The organism is Candidatus Bathyarchaeia archaeon (assembly GCA_038882715.1).
In the GTDB taxonomy this organism is placed as follows: Archaea; Thermoproteota; Bathyarchaeia; order Bathyarchaeales; family DTEX01; genus DTEX01.
Genome location: JAVZNR010000005.1, coordinates 1 through 16653 on the forward strand (window position 1 = coordinate 1; position 16653 = coordinate 16653).

Sequence of the window (16653 nt, forward strand, 5' to 3'; positions counted from 1 at the left end):
TTTCCTTACGCCTACGGGCTTTAAACCCTTAAGCTTGCCACGGCTGTGAACTCCCCGGCCCGTGTTTCTAGACGGAATGCGCGACCCTGGTCCCCCTCCCTCGTCTTCCGCGTCGCCGCGGTTGACTTTGGGAGGGATCTACCCTTTCAGGCCGCGCACGTTCCTGTAGCCGTCTGGTTTCAGGCTCTTTTCACCCCCCTTCCGGGGTGCTTTTCAGCTTTCCGTCACCGTACTTGTTCGCTATCGGTCTTGGGACGTGTTTAGCCTTGGAAGTTGATGACTCCCTGATTCCCGCACCCAAACCGGGGTACGGTACTCTGGGTCACCGGCCCCATAGCTCCTCTCGGCTTACGCCTACGGGGCTATCACCCTCTGCGGCGGGCCGTTCCAGGCCACTTCGGCTTCGCCGAGGAGAAGCGTTGGCCGGGCCCACAACACCACATCCCCCACGGGTTTCCCCGCAGGGTTTGGTTTGGGCTCTCCCCCTTTCGGTCGCCCCTACTTAGGGGATCCCTGTTGGTTTCTCTTCCTCCCCCTACTAAGATGTTTCCGTTCGGGGGGTTCCCGCTTCCCCTCCCCGAAGGGAGGTGGAAGCACCGTAAGAGCCGAAAGACCCTTACGGTGGGAGGTCCCATTCAGGAATCCCCGGATCGAAGGCTGCATGCGCCTCCCCGGGGCTTATCGCAGCTTGCCGCGCCCTTCTTCGGCGCCCAAGCCGAGCCATCCACCAGACGGCGTCGGCGTGTCGGGCCTACTCGGATTCAGCGTCTGTTTGACGTTGGGCCTATGCGTGGTGCTCATTGTGAGAGTGAATGGGGTTTCACTCCCACTTTCACCCTTCCCCCCTCAACTCGATATTGAGGGGGTGCACGTTTTCTGTTTTCAGCAAAAACTTTTGATAGTATTTTCCCGATATAAACTTTGCTGTTACCCCTATATAAAGCTAGTTGCCTTGTTCATGCCATATTTCGTTTTGAATAAACCTTAATATTTTCCTTGTCACTTTAAATTTTGCGGAGACTTTTATATGGGTCATGCGCTTTTATCTGCGCGGGCAATCGTCCTGCTCTTCCTGTTAAATCCCTATATCGCTCCATATGCTTCGCTCCTTCATGTAGGCTTGAAGTACTCCCAAGGCACTGAATACCTTAGATATAGTTTCATTATTGATGAGGAAGGAGGGGCGCTTGTCAGAATAATGTTTCACAGTAGTAGGGCGAGCGGATCCTTCTGGATCTTTGTACCAAGGTTCTCTGAATGGTTGAATTATACGACTAAAGGGAGAGTTTTCAGGTGGACGCTTGAAGACCCAGAGAAGTATACTGGTTCCCAATACTACTTTTACAAAGTATTAGAGTTCCAGTTTATATCTGACGGTAGCGAGTTTGAGATTGTGGTTGAATACAATTTTTCTCTGGCCGCCATGGTGGTTGAAACCGAATCAACACATGGTATCTTCTATTCGCCGCAGATAGGTTTTAAAGGCGGAGGCGAATTCGAGGCCGCAGTTATTTTTCCACCGAAATTTAGGGCTGACTTAAATGAGGCTTTGGCGGTAGGGGGAAGCCTTTATAGGCCGGATAAAGCGCTGTCCAATTCAAGCTTTGTCCTCTTTAGAGGGATACCGGCGACCGAAAATCTCCTACGTATACAGATAGGCTTCAGGGCCATTGATAAGGAGCCTAGCTCAATTATCCTTGAGAGCGGGGTCTTTAGGTTTAACACTGTTAAGCGCTATGAGCCTTACGCTTGGAAGATTTTAAACCTATATAATTTGACGTATAATATGCTTATCAACTTATTTAACACGACGCTTGGTCAGTATTCGCCTTCAGGGGAGAATAAGGGTGTAACCATAAGATTCTTTGTTCCCGACTTCGACTCCCTTATGTCGATTGGAGGTTATGTGCCGTTTTCAGGCAAGGATTTAGGCGACATATATGTGAACCTTATGTTTACAAGGTATATTGAGGGTTACTTGGAGGTTATAGCGCTCCACGAGCTCATCCACCACTTTCTCTGGAAGGCAGGAATATCGCCTCAGAACCTACTATGGTTCCATGAGGGGATGGCGCAATACGTTAGCTTAGAAGTAGCTGGAAAACTAGGTTATGAGGGCGCGAAAATGATTAAGGATGAGATCGAAGACAACATTAAGAATATTGTGTTAACATACAATGATTTAAGTTTCCTCCTCGATTGGACGCCTACACATGCGCCAAGAGATTTAAATACACTTTATACGGCGGCATACTACGTTGTTAACAGATTAGCTGCAGAATATGGTGGCCTAGATTACTACGCTAGGTTCTTTAAGATTTTAAGCGGTAAAACCCTTAGGGATAATGTGGCGCTCTGCTACTACTTAAGCGTAGCTGCAAACGAAAGCGTAGCTGATAAGCTTAACTCATTTGGCTTTAACATACCGGATCTTTACGCATATTGGCCGCTCATAAGTGAGGTAGAAGAAGCCATAAAGAAGATTGATTCAAGCAACGTTTTTCTGAAGCCGTTTAGGGATCTCGCCAACCTGATCTATAGGGTTGGGGTTAGCGGCGAAAGAATATTTGTCGAGTGGAGACACTTTATTCTGCTTGCAGCTCTACTGACAGCCTACTTTGCTCCATTGCTGGCGTTACTTGCATACTCCAGCCTGATATTTACGGCATTAATTATTCTTCTTAAGGTGAAGGGAGTTTTAAGCGACAGAGCCTCTAAGGCCTCCTAGCACCCCATCCATTCTTCTCCCAGCTTCCTCAGCAACCCTTTCAAACAGGTTGGCTCCATGAGAGTCCATAGCTATTATTAGCGGGCCAAAGTTTTCAACCTCAAGAAACCAGACGGCTTCGGGCATGCCTAAATCCATCCATAAAACATCTCTAACCCTCTTAACGTATTTCGCCGCTAAAACGGCTACTCCACCGGTAAACATCGCGTAGGCTGCGCCGTGCTCCATCATGGCTCTTTTAGTCTTCTCCCCCATCCCACCTTTACCAATTATCAGCCTAACTTTAAGTTTTTCAATGACCTCGTGTTCAAATGCCTCCATACGCACACTGGTTGTCGGCCCAGCCGCCAATATAACCCACTCGCCATCAACTTTCTTAGCTAAGGGGCCGCAGTGAAAGAGCGCTAAACCTTCAAGGTTGAAAGGAAGCTCTTTAGACTCCATCAAATACTGATGAATTCTTTTATGCGCTGCGTCACGCGCCGTAACCAGAGTCCCAGTAATGTAGACTATATCACCAACATGTAGCCTACGAATATCGCTCTCTGAAAGCGGGGTCATCAAATTGAAGGTCATGCGCGCACGCTCCTACACGTTATTGTTGATGAGAATAGTCGTTAGTTATTGAATGTTTATCTCTATAGCGGCACCCTGCTTTATTAATGCCCTAGCATTTTCCTCTGGAAGCGTAGCTATGTCTTCGGGTTTAAACGGACCATATATCTTCATGTCGACCCCAACTATTTGAGGGATTTCCTTAACTATGCGGACAGTGAGGAAGCCTTTAGTCTCCCTACGATTAATTTTTCTCGGCTTCCGCCCCTGCATTATGTCGTCCAGCAGGCTCCTATACGCCTCCGAATGCGCAGATAGATTACTGTAGAAGCTTTCTTCCTCCTCAGTTAACGCCGTTAGCGGCACTATCTCGCCGCTGATGACCAACTGTAGAATCTTGTCATGTCTCATGCGGATTAACTCGCCAATCATCTTCCTGACGTTTTCTTCCTCCTTCTGCAGGAGTTTACCCCTCAAGCTCTCTTCATCCATCATACGTCTTTCTTCACGGATTCTTCTCATGTAGTCGGCTAGACGCGCATAGAAGTCTTTCGGCAAGCTTTGCAGACCGATATTCTCCCTTTCCCTTCTCCAAAACTCGAGGAGCTCGTCATACATGTTAATCAATCACTCTAGCGGCATTCTTACATAAAAGGAAGATGGCTGCTGAGAGAGGCAGCTTAACCTTTTGCTTTTCAAAGGGGCCGAAGACCTCATCTCCCAGCCTAAAGGCGGGGGCCTCATCAACATATATTTCAACCTTATCCTCGCTCCTGAACGCTAAAGCCTCTTTAAGCGGATCAAAATCCTCAATCCTACTTACCGGGAATGAGATTTTAAGTAGGCCGGTCTTTCCATGCAATGTTCCGGGTAGGCGTATAAGTCTATGGACGTCAACCGTGACGACAGTATCAACCTTAGCGGACTGGAATGCGATGCTGTGATGAATGATTTTACGCCAACCCTCCAAACCCAAACCCTCAACTATATTCCATGGGCCATTCACCTTCCAGCTCTCTAGAATCTCATCCCTGTTAGCTAAAATTCTCTCAATGGTTCTTTTCTTCAACCTGAGCCTCTTTAAATCCACGTCTACGGCTGTTAAAAGAAACTCATATAGGCCTCTTGCCATGCGCCCGCGCCAGCCGATGTCGTCTAGGCTCGGGCCGATTATGAAGCTTGTCTTCCCATCTCTGACCTCCTCAAGCCCGTGAAAAGCCGCGTCTATGCCGGTTCCGGTCACATAGTCAACTATCTCTTTTCTGGCATTTGAATCAAGGTTTAGGATATCTTCGCTATCAACCTGAACATGGTAGCCCCTATGTCCACTAAAAGAACACTTTACCTCCTTATCTGAGAAGCCTAAATCATCCATCAATATATCTATCAGCTTTATTGTTTCGCTCCTCGCGGTCTCTAAACACGCTTCACAAGGCCAAGTTTTCTCATCGAAGCTTTCATTGCCGCAGTTGGGGCATTTTTCCGGTGTTTTTCCCTTGCCCTTTAAACCGCATCCCTTACATGTCCAAGTATCATGTTTTTTGTCACATTTAGTTGGTATGTGGTCAGCGTCTATATCGAAGAACAAGTCCGAGCCAAGCCACCCCTTCTCATCCATTTTAGCCTCCGGAACACTATAGTAGGCTGCTGAATAATAAACGTTTGAGGGAACATTTCTTTTAATGAAGTCTTTCAGGTCTTCAGGGTTCATAAACCCTTTATGTCTAACCATAACCCCCTCTTTAAATAACGTGAAACCAAACTCTCGACTCTCGATGGATTTCGGTATCTCAACTCTATCAACATTATTACTGTAAAATGTGGAGAACGCTTCGCGGATAAAAGTTAGGTTATCCATTTTCATCCTTCTTTAACTCATCCATTTTTTCTTTTTCCCTAATTCTGAGAGCCCTTGTTTTCCTAAGATAATAGGTTAACGGATGCTTAACTCTTCTACATAAGTCATCCGCGCCTAAACATAGCCCATGGGTGCGTAGCGTATCACATTTAGGTGGAGTGTACTTCGTTCTTGAGCCCCTTTCACCAGCAATATGCTCGATTTGATATCGAGCTATCCTCTCATTGAAATCAGATAATTTCCGAAATAGATCGATTATAGCGTCAGGGCCCATCCCTATATTTAAGAGAAAGGATGTTAAAGCAAACCGCCCAACATGGGATACATGCCGCCCAGCTTTAACCGCCCCATAAAGCTCCCTCATACATGGTGGGAAAGCATCATCTACAACATCCGATGGAACTGGTTCGAGAGGAGCCTCCTTCATCCTTTCGGAGCAAAGCTGCCTAAGTCTTTCTACACGCTCTAAGATCTCCTCGGGAACCTTTAAGCCTACGCTGAGATTTATCTTGGACTCAATATAGCGTCTAATCTCCTCTTGAAGTAGGCGCGCAACATCCTGCTTAGACAAATATACCTCTCCGTTATAAACCAGCCTATTCACTAGTTTCCATTCCTTCTCGTGGAAGGATGCCGCGTTCTTTAGATATTCTATGAAGTGTATGGCGAAGTCGAATTTTGTGAAGTTTACTTGTCTACTTAATGCCCTTATCCTCCAACCAAATTTACTGGCTATTTCAATAATCTTCTCTTCTTTTTCAGTCCTAAGGATCTCGTAGGCTCTTCTAGCTTCGGCTAAAGCATACCGCCTCTTAACGTAGTCGTTGGCTAAAGCCGCCACCAAAACTATTGCGACTGGAAAAGAGAGCACCTCTACATCTTCGCTATATGCATGCGGGTCATAGCCTACTTCAGGCGGGTTAGTCGTTAAGGCTTCAATTATTCTCTTCTCAGCCCTCTCAAGCACAGGCCTATAATCAGGGTTCATGAGATGCTCTATCCTAAAATCCAGCTTTTTTACCTCATTAGCAGCCTCGGGTGTAAATGGGTACTTAGCTAAATCGTTTAGCGTAAGTATTATTTCTCCCTCCATGCTCTCCCGGAGCCGCTAAGCCGCTATTTTCTAGGGGCGCTATGCCTGCGAACGCTGCTTCACGTTATTCAACTTCCACCCTTGGCGCCAGCAGATATACCAGTTTACCATCATAACGTTGCCTAAAATCTAAACGTAACGGCATATCTGTTGAAAACTCAAGTGTAACGATGTCAGATGTGTCTGAAGCTGCTTTAACGATATCTGTCAGGTAGCTTAGGCTGAATGTTGCCCTCGAAGGCTCTTTAGCCTCTATAGATATCAGCGTATCATCGCCCTTCTTTATCTCTATTTCGGCTCCAGCGACGTCGCCTTTAGCATTCATTATGAACCTTTCGCCATCAGTCTCTATTCTAACGCTGTCGCTGACCAGTTCAACATCCTTCAGAGTATCATAGAAGTCGCTGGCTGTAAGGGTTACCTTTGCATTAAACGTCAATCTTGGTTCTGGAACTTCTTCCTCGCTTGTCTCCAACACCGGCAGTGAAAACGTGCGGGTGTATCTCCCCCTTACTCTAACGAGAAACTGTCCAGCCTCTTCATTCAAAGAGAGTTCAATAATATCGTCTTTGCCAGCTCTCCTAAGCAGCTTCTTAAGCTCATTGAGGTTAACACATACCTTAGAGTCTTCTGTAGCCTCATACTCGTCGAAGCTAGTTCTCTTCATCTCAAAGTCAACCATTGCTACACGGGAGGGATCCATAGCCCTAAGCCTTATGCCATCCGGGCTTATCGTAAAAGTTGCCTCATCTATGATCGTAGATAACGCGTCTAAAACGCTTCGGAATGTTTTCGTATCTGAAATCCTAATCCTGAACAATAGGGCAACCTCCGCGCGGCACCAGCGATCGCCTTATCACCTTAAATTATTTCGCACCCGCTTATAACCTTATTATCCGGCTAAACCCAAATGAAAATAGGGGAAAACTATGTTCAAGATTCTTCAAGTAAACAAAACTGCTTAAAATGTCCAAAAATGAATCGTGGGAAATTTATTCATAGCATGTAAACTTTACGTTATATTCGACTTTTTCACTCCTTGAGATTACACCGCCAATAGGATTACATGTTTTAATAAACGTGCCTCATACATAAAATTTCACACATCTATCTTAACTTAAAGATCAAATTATGCCAATTTAGAGAATAATTTTTGGACTAGGAATACTCTCTAAACGTGTAGCCGCATCTAGTGCATCTAAAGAACTGAGTTGATGACTCATCAGCGCCTCTAGTTTGAACTTGCCAAACATATGCTAGATTATTTCCGCATTTGGGGCATTCAACAGTGATTACTGGAAGAGTTTTCAGTTTTTGCTCCTTCTCCCCGATCACAACAATATTGTCTTCTGGCTTAATTTCAGTGATCCTTCTAGATAGAGAAAAGATCGGAGCCTCTACTTGCCGTTCATAGCCGCACTTCTGACATGAGAGGAAAGTTTCCTTTGAATCCTTCTTTCGCTTAATAATTAGCCTAGTTCCGCAGTTTGGGCAGAATTCTATCAAGGTTTCCCTCCACGCTGCCTTTTATCCTCAGTTCTCTTTTAAGAAAGAGAAAAGATGCTTTTAAACTTTCCCCTTATAAGTATTTTAAGCCTAACAGAATTAAAACATAGGCAAGGTGTGAATATTTGCCAACAATATCTTTAACGGTGGGCCCTCTATACACGAATTGCTACATAGTTTTTTGTGAGAAAACGCATGAAGCACTCATAATAGATCCAGGCTTCACCGAGGAAGAGTGGCATAAGGTTCTCAGCAAGATTAGGGAGAACGGTCTGCGCATTAAATATATAGTTAACACTCACGGGCACGTAGACCACATCAGCGGAAACTCCAAGATCAAGGAGGCTACAGGAGCCATCCTAGCGACGCATTTCAGAGATATCGACATGTTAATTGACCCAGCGAAAAACCTGTCACTGATGCTAGGATTACACGTGGTTTCTCCCCTACCAGACATAATTCTTCGGGGCGGAGAGGAGATCAAGGTCGGGCATATAAAATTTAGAGTTCTTCATACTCCGGGACATACGCCCGGAAGCATATCGCTTCACTGTAAAGATTTGGAGGCCATATTTACAGGGGATGCTTTATTCGCCGGATCTATAGGTAGGACTGATTTTCCGGGCTCTTCACATAGAGATCTCATGTACTCGATAAAGAAGAAGATTTTGGTTCTGCCGGACGAAACAGTGGTGTATCCCGGCCACGGTGGGAGCACAAGCGTCGGCATAGAGCGAAGATTCAATCTCTTTCTATTATAGGAGGCCGCGCGGATTAAGGATGTTGTTTGGATCAAACACCCTTTTTATGCTTCTTAGGATCTCAAGATGCTTCTCACTTAGAACCATGCGCAGGTTTTCAAGCCTTATTTTTCCGAGACCATGCTCACCAGTTATCGTACCGCCCAAGCGCACAGCTTTCTCGTAAATTTCATTCTTTATCTTCTTCACCATATCCTCGCTTTCTATCCCCTCTTTCATTATGTGCACGTGAAGGTTCCCGTCACCAGCATGACCGTAGGCTGGTAAATACACACCGTACTTCGAGCTTATCGCATCGACCTCGTTCATTAGCTCCTCTAGGCAGCTCGGCGGAACAGTTACGTCCAGAATATCTATCATGTTCGGCTTAAGAGCCGTATAGATATTGCTTCTCACCTTTAGAATCCTATTCTGCTCTTCAGGAGTCTCGGCAAGCAATATATCTAGGGCATTGTTAGCCTCGCATATCAGCGATATTTCCTCGCAAGCCCTTAAAACCTCCTCTTGACTCATCCCATCCAGAATAATTATTAGTTGAGCAAAGCCTTTTTGAACAGGCCAGCTCTCATTCAAATGCTTAGCGGCCTCCAGTATCTCGTTTATTTGGATGTACTCTATTGCTAAAGGCATAACGCCCGACCTCAATATCGCCGGAACAGTTTTTAATGCGTCTGAACGCTTATCGAAGGGGATAACCAACGTGACCATGGATCTGCTTTTCGGAAAAAGCCTTATCACAGCCTTCGTTATAACGCAGAGCGTTCCCTCGCTTCCAATAATCAGCTGCATTAAGTCATAGCCAACATTATTCTTCAGAATCTTACCACCCAATGATAAGATCTCGCCTGTTGGAAGAACGACCCCCAAGCCCCTAATATAATTTCTCATGACGCCATACTTTATGGCTCTAGCCCCGCCAGCATTAGTCGCTATCAGCCCACCGATCTGGGCGCCTTCGTCACCCGGATGAGGAGGGAAAAATAGGCCGGCTTCTTCCGCAGCCTTAATTAAATCGCCTAGCGTTGCTCCGGCTTCGGCGACAGCCATAAGGTTATCTCTATCTACTTCAATTCTACTCATGCGCTCAAGCGAAAGTATTATGCCCGGCTCGGTTGGAACAGATCCTCCGACCAGCCCAGTTCTTCCACCAACAGGGAAGACCGGGATTTTTCTATCGTTGGCAATTTTAAGGATTAACGAAACCTCTTTTGTTGAGGAAGGTTTAACGAGGATCAGGTTTTCAGCCGGTTTAGGTCTAATTGGTTCAGGGGTTTCATCCCTCAAGTAGCTCTCCATGAGATCTCTTTGGGTTATAACCCATCTCTCGCCAACTATCCCCTTTAAATCCTCAACAACAGCGTTTAAAAAATTGGAGGACATCATTTAATCAACCCTTTCACCCTTTTAATCTCATTAATTAATGGGTAAATTATCTCATATAAATCTCCTATCACATAGTAGTCTGAGACGCTTATTATCGGCGCGGACGGATCCTTGTTAACTGCGATGATCAGGTCTGAATCCCTCATGCCGAACAAATGTTGAGGAGCGCCTGATATCCCGAGGGCTATGTAAACTTTAGGCTTGACAACGTTTCCGCTAAATCCAACCTGATGCTCCCTACCTATCCACCCATCGTCGACGAGAGGTCTACTTGAACCTAAGGCACCGCCCAGAAGCGTAGCTAACTCCTGTAGGATCTTAAAGTCTTCCGGGCTTCTTAACCCCCTGCCGGCGGCTACAATAACATCTGCTTCAGGAATGTTTACGCCCCTAATCTCGACTTTATCTAAAATCTCTATTCCCGTTTTCTCCGGAACATCGGCTTCCCTAACTATTATTTCACCCCTCCTACTTGGATCCCTATTTAAGGGCTTCATAACCCTGTATCTGACGGTTGCCATCTGAGGTTTAGTTCTAGTTTTTATCTGCGCCATAATATTGCCGCTGAAAGCAGGTCTAATCTGCAGAAGGTTCCCATCCTCATCAAGATCCAGATCAACGCAGTCAGCGGTTAAACCGGTTCTTAAAGCCGCTGCAACTCTAGGCGCAAGGCTCCTACCAATCCTAGTAGCGCCTATCAGGAATATGTCGGGTTTCACCTCACTAACAATCTTAACGATATTATGCTTGTATTTAACAACATCGAATTCTCTGAGGGAGGGATGGTCAATAAGGTAAACCTTATCTGCACCATAATAAATCAACTCTTTCGCCTCGTTTACAAGGCCGTATCCTAGGAGAACCGCGCAGAGAGAATTTTTGAGCCTATCCGCGAGCTCCCTACCTTTACCGAGCAGCTCATATGTTACGTTATGTATCCTGCCATCTTCCTGCTCGGCAAAAACTAGGACGCTGCATTCATCAGACATATTTAACCCCACTACAGAATCTTGTTTTCCATGAGAATCTGAACGACCTTTTTGGCCACTTCATTAGGCGGCCCGGATATCATTTGGCCGCGCCTCTTTTCGGCTGTTGGAGTAAAGACTCTGATTACGCGTGTGGGCGAACCGTCAAACCCGAAATACTGTGGATCAGCGACTTCAGTTAAATCCTCGTATCTCCAAATTGTTACTGGCACCCGCATCGCCTTTAACTTATCCCTTAAACTCGGCAAGCGTGGAGCGTTCACATCCTTTGTCACCGTTATTAGAGCCGGCAAACTAAGCCTAATGATATAGTGGCTTCGCTCCATCCTAGCCTTAACAACAATGTTATGCTCATCCACATGCTGAATCTCCTCAACAAACGCAGCGTGAGGAACATTAAGAAACTCGGCGACCTCAGGTCCAACCTGAGCTGTATCCCCGTCAACCGTTTTCTCACCGCAAATAACTAGGTGAAAGGAGCCGATCTTCCTTATCGCCGCCGCGAGGGTGTAGGCGGTTGCCAGAGTATCGGCGCCAGCAAACCTCTCGTCCGACAACAGTATCGCCCTATCAGCCCCTCTCGCAAGCGCATCCCTAAGCATCTCCTCAGCCTTCATTGGGCCCATGCTTATCGCGGTCACTAAGCCCCCAAGCTTCTCTTTTATCTGTACTGCGGCCTCAAGAGCGTTTAAATCGAAGGGGTTTGTTGTGGCTCCGGCTGAACTCCTATCGAGGCGTCCCTTCTCAGGGTCGAATCGAACCTTCTCGATTTCAGGAACCTGCTTCATGAGAACTATTATATTCAAATAAACACGTCTCCTAGGGCAGGTTTCCTCCTAATATGCTCTCGCCACATATACGATTCTCTTCGCATCGCGCCCACATATTACGCATGGCTTATCAGGCTTCTCTTCGACATCGATTCTATGGCCCCTTATCTCTCCGCCAGAAACCTCCCTTATTTTCTCGGCGCACTCTACGCTCTCACACCAGCAGACCCTCGCAATCTTCCTGCCCAATTTGACTATCTCGCTGAGCAAGGATTGATCATCGGCATCGATAATGAACTCTTTAAGAGTTGAACTGCTCCTTTCTTCCAGCTCCCTCGTTATCTCGGTAAAGAGGCTTCTTATAGCTGAGACAGCGTCCTCAAGGGCGACAACAGATCTCTTTAAGTCAACCCTTTTAACGAGTGTAACTTTCCTCTCTTTCTGATCTCTAGGCCCAACCTCAACTCTAACTGGTACGCCGAACTTCTCCCAATAATAGTATTTCTCTCCGGGGGTCTTATCTTCAGATACATCTAAGTGAACCCTTATGCCGCCTGACTTAATCACCTCGTAGACTTCTTTCGCATAGGCGTCTACTTCACGCGCAGTCCCTTTATACAGGATTGGAACTACAACTACCTGTATCGGCGCAATATCTGGCGGAAGAATGAGACCGTGATCATCGCTGTGCTGAGCTATTATGGCGGCTACAACGCGGCTTAAACCGAAGCCGTAGCATGTCTGAAAAACATTTTTATGTACGCCATCGACATCCTCATACGTTATCTCGAATGCTTTAGCAAAGTTCTCGCCGAGATTATGTACAGTACCTATCTGGTTTACTCTACCATCAGGGTTCCAAGCATCAAACGCTATAGAGTAAACTGCGCCGGCAAACTTGTCGAAGTCCGGCCTCTTTAAGACAAGATAGCTTAAACCTAAGCGCTTAAAGACATAGTTGTAGATCTCTATCGCCTCCATAACCTGCTTCTCAGCCTCCTCCCATGATTTATGCGCTGTGTGAGCCTCGTTCCAGAGGAACTCCCTCATTCTCAGTAGGGGCCTAGTGGCCTTGGTTTCATATCTGTAGACTGCGACGCTCTGGTAAACCTTGAGGGGCAGATCGGCGTGAGATCTGATCCATAAAGCGAACATAGGATACATGGCTGTCTCAGAAGTTGGTCTTAAAAGAAGCCTTTTATCGAGCTCCCTATCACCCGCATGTGTAACCCAGAAAACCTCTGAACTAAAGCCTTTAATATGCTCAGACTCCTTAGCAAAGGCGTCTTCAGGAATGACGATTGGGAAAAGCATTGGAACATGTCCTGTCTCATCGAGCTTCCTTTCAAGAATCTCAATTATATTTTTAATTATTTTGAAGCCCCACGCTTTGTACACGGCGAAGCCTTTGACCGGATACCTATTGTCAAGTATGTCGGCGTTGAAAAGTATTTCATCAAACCATTCGCTGAAGTTTTCAAACTTCTTCATAGACTCATTCCATCTTAAGATAGCACTCGCGATTATAAATTTTATTGTGTCTCTAGGTAGATTTTTAGGCTTCCTCATAAAAATAGATTAATTGAGGAGGAAGGAGCTGAGAAAAATGAGCCACGAGTATGAAGAGATGCTGAATGAAGCGTATAAGCAGCTTCCATCGGAGGTCTTCAAGCGTGAAAGGCTTGAGGTGCCGAGAGCCTCCTCCGCAACGTTTGGTTCAAGGACTTTTCTAAACAACTTCAGGGAAATATGCGATACTTTAAATAGGGATCCGGTACACGTCTTAAGATACTTGTCGAAGGAGATGGCGACCTCAGGCGCGATCGAGGGCTCAAGAGCCGTCTTCCAAGGAAGATTTGAAAACGAGGACTTTGATAGGCTTATTAGGCGCTACATGGAGGAGTTCGTCATATGCCCGATTTGCAAGAGGCCTGATACAAAAATTATTAAGGAAAAGAGGTTTAATTTTTTGGTGTGCGAAGCTTGCGGGGCCAAGTCGCCGGTTAGACGCATATAAGCGCATATAACTTGAAGAGAAGGAAGGGATATTGGAAGTATATGTCAAAATTACTAAGTGGGGGAGGCACACTCTCCTAGCGGTATGCGACACGGATATACTTGGGAAGACGTTCAGGAAGGGCGGCATAGTCTTCGAGGTTAAAGAGGAGTTTTACAACGGCTATAAGACGACCGTGGAGAATGCTCTAGAATTAATTGAGAAGTCAACGATAGTTAACCTATGCGGACGAAACATAGTTGAAAAAGCGATTGAGAGGGGTTTCGTCCACCCAGAGGCAGTATTTGAGATATGCGGTGTCCTACATGCACAAATAATGAAGATGATATAGAGGGAAGAGAAAATGAGGGTTGAGGAGAAGCGAATAATCGCATTACTAATCATACTCTTAGGGTTAACAATGCTCGCGGCGGGAATAATAACGAACCAGATAGAATACCTCCTAGACTTTATCAGAAAAATTTTTGAGCCATCAATTGCTGGCGCACCATAAAATATGATCAGAAAAATTATTATCCTAGAGAAATCAGAAAATAATTTTTGTGTGAAACTCAGGCTACATGAGCCGGGGTGGCCGAGCGGCTAGGCGGCGGGCTGCAGACCCGCTGACATGGGTTCGAATCCCGTCCCCGGCTCCAATAACATTATAAATAGTGATACTTGCCCAAGAAAGCAGCCCTAAGGTTTTTCTTAAGAATATTTCGTATGATTGTTGGCTTTTTGTCCCATTGCGAGTTACGAATAGACTTTGACGCTGAGGATAGAATGCTTGGAGGGAAACTGTAGAGAACTGACCCCGATAAAGCCGTAATCGAGAATAAAAATCCTTTAATTATGCCTTCTACGCAATATGTTGGGTTCGCCTATTCTGTATGCTTTTGGGTGGTTAAGTATCAGTTTTGAGATGTAGGAAGTCTGATTTAAAGACAGAAACAAGAATAGAGACAAAAATAGCGGCTGTAAGAAAATAGAATGGGAAAACAGGGCTGGAAATGTTCTCCTTAGTGAATAGCGTGGTGTTTACTGCGTTTGTGGATGCGTGGTATAGTGATACGGTAAACAAGCTACCATGCGTGGAGTTGTAAATCCAAGTGTAGGAGATCGAGTATAGGGACGTGAAGATGGCGAACCAGAGGAAATTAGGGTAGTTGACAGCCATCATGCTGTCTTTAACCGCGAAGTGTGGCCAGTGCCACGCCGCCCAAAATACTCCGATAATTAGGCTTGAAATAACAGCGTTATGTTTCTTCTGCAGTGCTGGTAAAGCGTAGCCTCTCCACCCTATTTCCTCCCACATATTCATCAGGAAGCTCGTAATTAGAATCAGCGGAAACTCGGCCAGCTTCGTAAAGTCTAGAATACATGTTTCTCCAGCTATGGACCATAACAGGATTGAAGAGGCTGCGAGAACCAGGGGAATGAAAACCGCCGCCGAAAACCATATCTTTGAAAAGCCCCTACGACCGAACTGGCCGAACAAATATTTTGTTCCTCTTCTCCCAGATTCAAGTTCTGCCACTATTAACGCGGCGATCGTTGGGGAGAAACCGCCGAAGATCACGAAAACAAAAACTAAATCAGATGGAAACATACCATATGAGGCTAAAATCCATGGGGCATAGGTTAAGCTGCCGATTAATAGAACTAAGCTGAAATAATAAACGATAAGCTTATCCAAAATGGCCGGCACCACTGGTTTTTAGTTTTAGGAAATCCTTTTTCTCTCGAACCATTCTTTTTGTCCCGAAGACCGCTAGGATAATCATGGCGACGGCTACTATTAGAACTAGGTAATATAATGGCCCAGTTCGCGTTTCAAAAACCGGGAACACAACGTATGTTGATAGGTTCACCATCGTATGGAATAGTAGGGTGGCGAAAACGCTGCCGCCAGTATTGTTGTAGATCCAAGTGAATAATACCGACATGAAAGCCATGGTGATAATTGAGCCTAGAAGCATTCCGATAGCAGCCTCATACTGAGGGCCCGGAGGCTGAGCCATGAAGTTTAAGGGTAGATGCCAGAAAGCCCAGATTACTCCAAGCATTACGCTTGAGACGAGAGCCGAGCGATGTCTTTGAAGACGGGGGAGCGCATAACCTCTCCAGCCGAACTCTTCCTGAAGAGGCCCTCCGAGAAAAAATATGTAAACAAGGTTCCATGGAACCAGCCAAGGCTGAGATAGCGCCGTCAATTCAGGTATGGCTCCTTCGCTTAACCATGCTAGAAAGAGGGAGAAGCCCGCGATAGCGGGCATTAACAGGAAAATCGGAGCGTACCATATTTTGTCAATTCTAGGATCAAAACCCTTCTTAAATAATTCTTTAACGCCCACCTTTCCCTCATTCATGAAAGTAAGTAAAAACGCGGCTACAAATGGACCAAACGGCGCTACATAAAGGTTTAAACCCCAAATTTGCAATAACCAGAAGAACCAAGACCAGGCAAAGGCTATCAGAAAAAACAGCAGCAAACTATTACTTTCATAGCTACGCTGATTCAACTAAATAACCTCCACGATATTTTTCAGTCTTTTCTCCAACAGCGCTTCATGTAAATCGCTAAGCCTATATATTGCATAAGAATCGTGGTTTTCTCAGCAGTATATCCCATATATGTTTTCCAGTCTCCTTAGCGTTAAATTTAAGCCCACCAACAAGCAAAGAAAGCGGTCTTAATGCTCACTTTACAAGCTAGTGAAGCTCATCTTGAATGTTACTGATTAGATTAATAAGGATTTTGCTCCCTGCAAACGTAAGATGCAACCAAGCTTCCAGGCTTATGCAGATAGCCTCTATTTTCAGCTTTAAGCTGAGAGATTATTTTACCCACTTGCCTGCAAGGGTTACCCTTCAACAAAGGAGAAAAACTCCGGGAAAAATCACAAACAACAAATGATGCTTTGAGCATCTAGAGAGGGGGAAAGGGTGGGCTCGTAATCACAAATTTTAATTTAATACTCCAATTTATCTCCAGCCTTTAGTTGGAGGAA

17 protein-coding genes, 1 tRNA gene and 1 rRNA gene are annotated in these 16653 nt (G+C 45.5%); 6 read left to right on the forward strand and 13 right to left on the reverse strand.

Annotated elements, in window-relative coordinates; genetic code table 11:
- Positions 1 to 752, reverse strand: a 23S ribosomal RNA gene (locus QXR61_04075); the annotation flags it as partial.
- Positions 753 to 1027: 275 nt separating this feature from the next.
- Here QXR61_04075 and QXR61_04080 point away from each other — a divergent pair.
- Positions 1028 to 2728: a hypothetical protein gene (locus tag QXR61_04080; GenBank protein ID MEM3757123.1), complete on the forward strand. Its 1701-nt coding sequence runs from the start codon at positions 1028 to 1030 to the stop codon at positions 2726 to 2728.
- On the opposite strand, the gene QXR61_04085 is transcribed toward QXR61_04080, so the two are convergent.
- From QXR61_04085 to QXR61_04110, 6 genes are all read right to left on the reverse strand, one after another.
- Positions 2699 to 3304 (reverse strand): FumA C-terminus/TtdB family hydratase beta subunit, encoded by a 606-nt coding sequence (locus QXR61_04085; protein ID MEM3757124.1) that lies wholly within the window; start codon positions 3302 to 3304, stop codon positions 2699 to 2701. The two genes, QXR61_04080 and QXR61_04085, sit on opposite strands and share 30 nt — an antisense overlap.
- 45 nt (positions 3305 to 3349) lie before the next feature.
- Positions 3350 to 3901 (reverse strand): hypothetical protein, encoded by a 552-nt coding sequence (locus QXR61_04090; GenBank protein MEM3757125.1) that lies wholly within the window; start codon positions 3899 to 3901, stop codon positions 3350 to 3352.
- 1 nt (position 3902) lies between these two features.
- Entirely contained in the window at positions 3903 to 5141 is a 1239-nt protein-coding gene (locus QXR61_04095) for a DNA primase small subunit PriS (GenBank protein ID MEM3757126.1), read from the reverse strand.
- Positions 5134 to 6234 carry a DNA primase large subunit PriL gene (locus tag QXR61_04100; protein MEM3757127.1) on the reverse strand — a complete coding sequence of 367 codons (1101 nt, stop codon included), beginning with the start codon at positions 6232 to 6234 and terminating at the stop codon, positions 5134 to 5136. The genes QXR61_04095 and QXR61_04100 overlap by 8 nt, the downstream gene beginning before the upstream one ends.
- A gap of 64 nt (positions 6235 to 6298) precedes the next feature.
- Entirely contained in the window at positions 6299 to 7054 is a 756-nt protein-coding gene (gene pcn, locus QXR61_04105; GenBank protein MEM3757128.1) for a proliferating cell nuclear antigen (pcna), read from the reverse strand.
- Positions 7055 to 7392: 338 nt separating this feature from the next.
- A complete protein-coding gene (locus QXR61_04110; GenBank protein ID MEM3757129.1) occupies positions 7393 to 7740 on the reverse strand; it encodes a transcription factor S in 348 nt (115 codons plus the stop codon).
- Positions 7741 to 7865: 125 nt separating this feature from the next.
- Here QXR61_04110 and QXR61_04115 point away from each other — a divergent pair, with 125 nt between their 5' ends.
- The gene (locus tag QXR61_04115) at positions 7866 to 8501 is read left to right on the forward strand and encodes an MBL fold metallo-hydrolase (GenBank protein MEM3757130.1); all 636 of its coding nucleotides are present in this window, start codon (positions 7866 to 7868) and stop codon (positions 8499 to 8501) included.
- On the opposite strand, the gene QXR61_04120 is transcribed toward QXR61_04115, so the two are convergent.
- From QXR61_04120 to proS, 4 genes are read right to left on the reverse strand one after another with little or no spacing between them, the layout of a single operon-like run.
- Positions 8496 to 9884 (reverse strand): FAD-binding oxidoreductase, encoded by a 1389-nt coding sequence (locus tag QXR61_04120; protein ID MEM3757131.1) that lies wholly within the window; start codon positions 9882 to 9884, stop codon positions 8496 to 8498. The genes QXR61_04115 and QXR61_04120 overlap by 6 nt on opposite strands.
- Entirely contained in the window at positions 9881 to 10873 is a 993-nt protein-coding gene (locus tag QXR61_04125; GenBank protein ID MEM3757132.1) for an electron transfer flavoprotein subunit alpha/FixB family protein, read from the reverse strand. Before QXR61_04125 ends, QXR61_04120 begins: the two co-directional genes overlap by 4 nt.
- Before the next feature lie 11 nt (positions 10874 to 10884).
- The gene (locus tag QXR61_04130; protein MEM3757133.1) at positions 10885 to 11679 is read right to left on the reverse strand and encodes an electron transfer flavoprotein subunit beta/FixA family protein; all 795 of its coding nucleotides are present in this window, start codon (positions 11677 to 11679) and stop codon (positions 10885 to 10887) included.
- A gap of 30 nt (positions 11680 to 11709) precedes the next feature.
- Positions 11710 to 13134, reverse strand: coding sequence for a proline--tRNA ligase (gene proS, locus QXR61_04135; GenBank protein MEM3757134.1), 1425 nt, complete (start codon positions 13132 to 13134; stop codon positions 11710 to 11712).
- Positions 13135 to 13249: 115 nt separating this feature from the next.
- Between proS and QXR61_04140 the strand changes: the two genes are divergently transcribed.
- From QXR61_04140 to QXR61_04155, 4 genes are all read left to right on the forward strand, one after another.
- Positions 13250 to 13660 (forward strand): translation initiation factor IF-2 subunit beta, encoded by a 411-nt coding sequence (locus QXR61_04140; protein ID MEM3757135.1) that lies wholly within the window; start codon positions 13250 to 13252, stop codon positions 13658 to 13660.
- 31 nt (positions 13661 to 13691) lie between these two features.
- Entirely contained in the window at positions 13692 to 13991 is a 300-nt protein-coding gene (locus QXR61_04145; protein ID MEM3757136.1) for a DUF424 family protein, read from the forward strand.
- A 12-nt stretch (positions 13992 to 14003) separates the two neighbouring features.
- Complete coding sequence (locus QXR61_04150) at positions 14004 to 14153, forward strand: hypothetical protein (protein MEM3757137.1); 150 nt, start codon at positions 14004 to 14006, stop codon at positions 14151 to 14153.
- Between the two features lie 71 nt (positions 14154 to 14224).
- Positions 14225 to 14298 (forward strand) — tRNA-Cys (locus QXR61_04155).
- Between the two features lie 248 nt (positions 14299 to 14546).
- Here the strand turns inward: QXR61_04155 and QXR61_04160 are convergent.
- Together QXR61_04160 and QXR61_04165 are read right to left on the reverse strand one after the other, a co-directional pair.
- Complete coding sequence (locus QXR61_04160; GenBank protein MEM3757138.1) at positions 14547 to 15338, reverse strand: type II CAAX endopeptidase family protein; 792 nt, start codon at positions 15336 to 15338, stop codon at positions 14547 to 14549.
- Entirely contained in the window at positions 15331 to 16164 is an 834-nt protein-coding gene (locus tag QXR61_04165) for a type II CAAX endopeptidase family protein (protein MEM3757139.1), read from the reverse strand. The genes QXR61_04160 and QXR61_04165 overlap by 8 nt, the downstream gene beginning before the upstream one ends.
- Between the last annotated feature and the right edge of the window lie 489 nt (positions 16165 to 16653).

Bases quoted from the DNA above. Each gene is read 5' to 3' on its own strand.
- QXR61_04080 (MEM3757123.1), top strand. From the start codon at position 1,028: ATGGGTCATGCGCTTTTATCTGCGCGGGCAATCGTCCTGCTCTTCCTG.
- QXR61_04085 (MEM3757124.1), bottom strand. From the start codon at position 3,304: ATGACCTTCAATTTGATGACCCCGCTTTCAGAGAGCGATATTCGTAGG.
- QXR61_04090 (MEM3757125.1), bottom strand. From the start codon at position 3,901: ATGTATGACGAGCTCCTCGAGTTTTGGAGAAGGGAAAGGGAGAATATC.
- QXR61_04095 (MEM3757126.1), bottom strand. From the start codon at position 5,141: ATGGATAACCTAACTTTTATCCGCGAAGCGTTCTCCACATTTTACAGT.
- QXR61_04100 (MEM3757127.1), bottom strand. From the start codon at position 6,234: ATGGAGGGAGAAATAATACTTACGCTAAACGATTTAGCTAAGTACCCA.
- QXR61_04120 (MEM3757131.1), bottom strand. From the start codon at position 9,884: ATGATGTCCTCCAATTTTTTAAACGCTGTTGTTGAGGATTTAAAGGGG.
- QXR61_04125 (MEM3757132.1), bottom strand. From the start codon at position 10,873: ATGTCTGATGAATGCAGCGTCCTAGTTTTTGCCGAGCAGGAAGATGGC.
- proS (MEM3757134.1), bottom strand. From the start codon at position 13,134: ATGAAGAAGTTTGAAAACTTCAGCGAATGGTTTGATGAAATACTTTTC.
- QXR61_04140 (MEM3757135.1), top strand. From the start codon at position 13,250: ATGAGCCACGAGTATGAAGAGATGCTGAATGAAGCGTATAAGCAGCTT.
- QXR61_04150 (MEM3757137.1), top strand. From the start codon at position 14,004: ATGAGGGTTGAGGAGAAGCGAATAATCGCATTACTAATCATACTCTTA.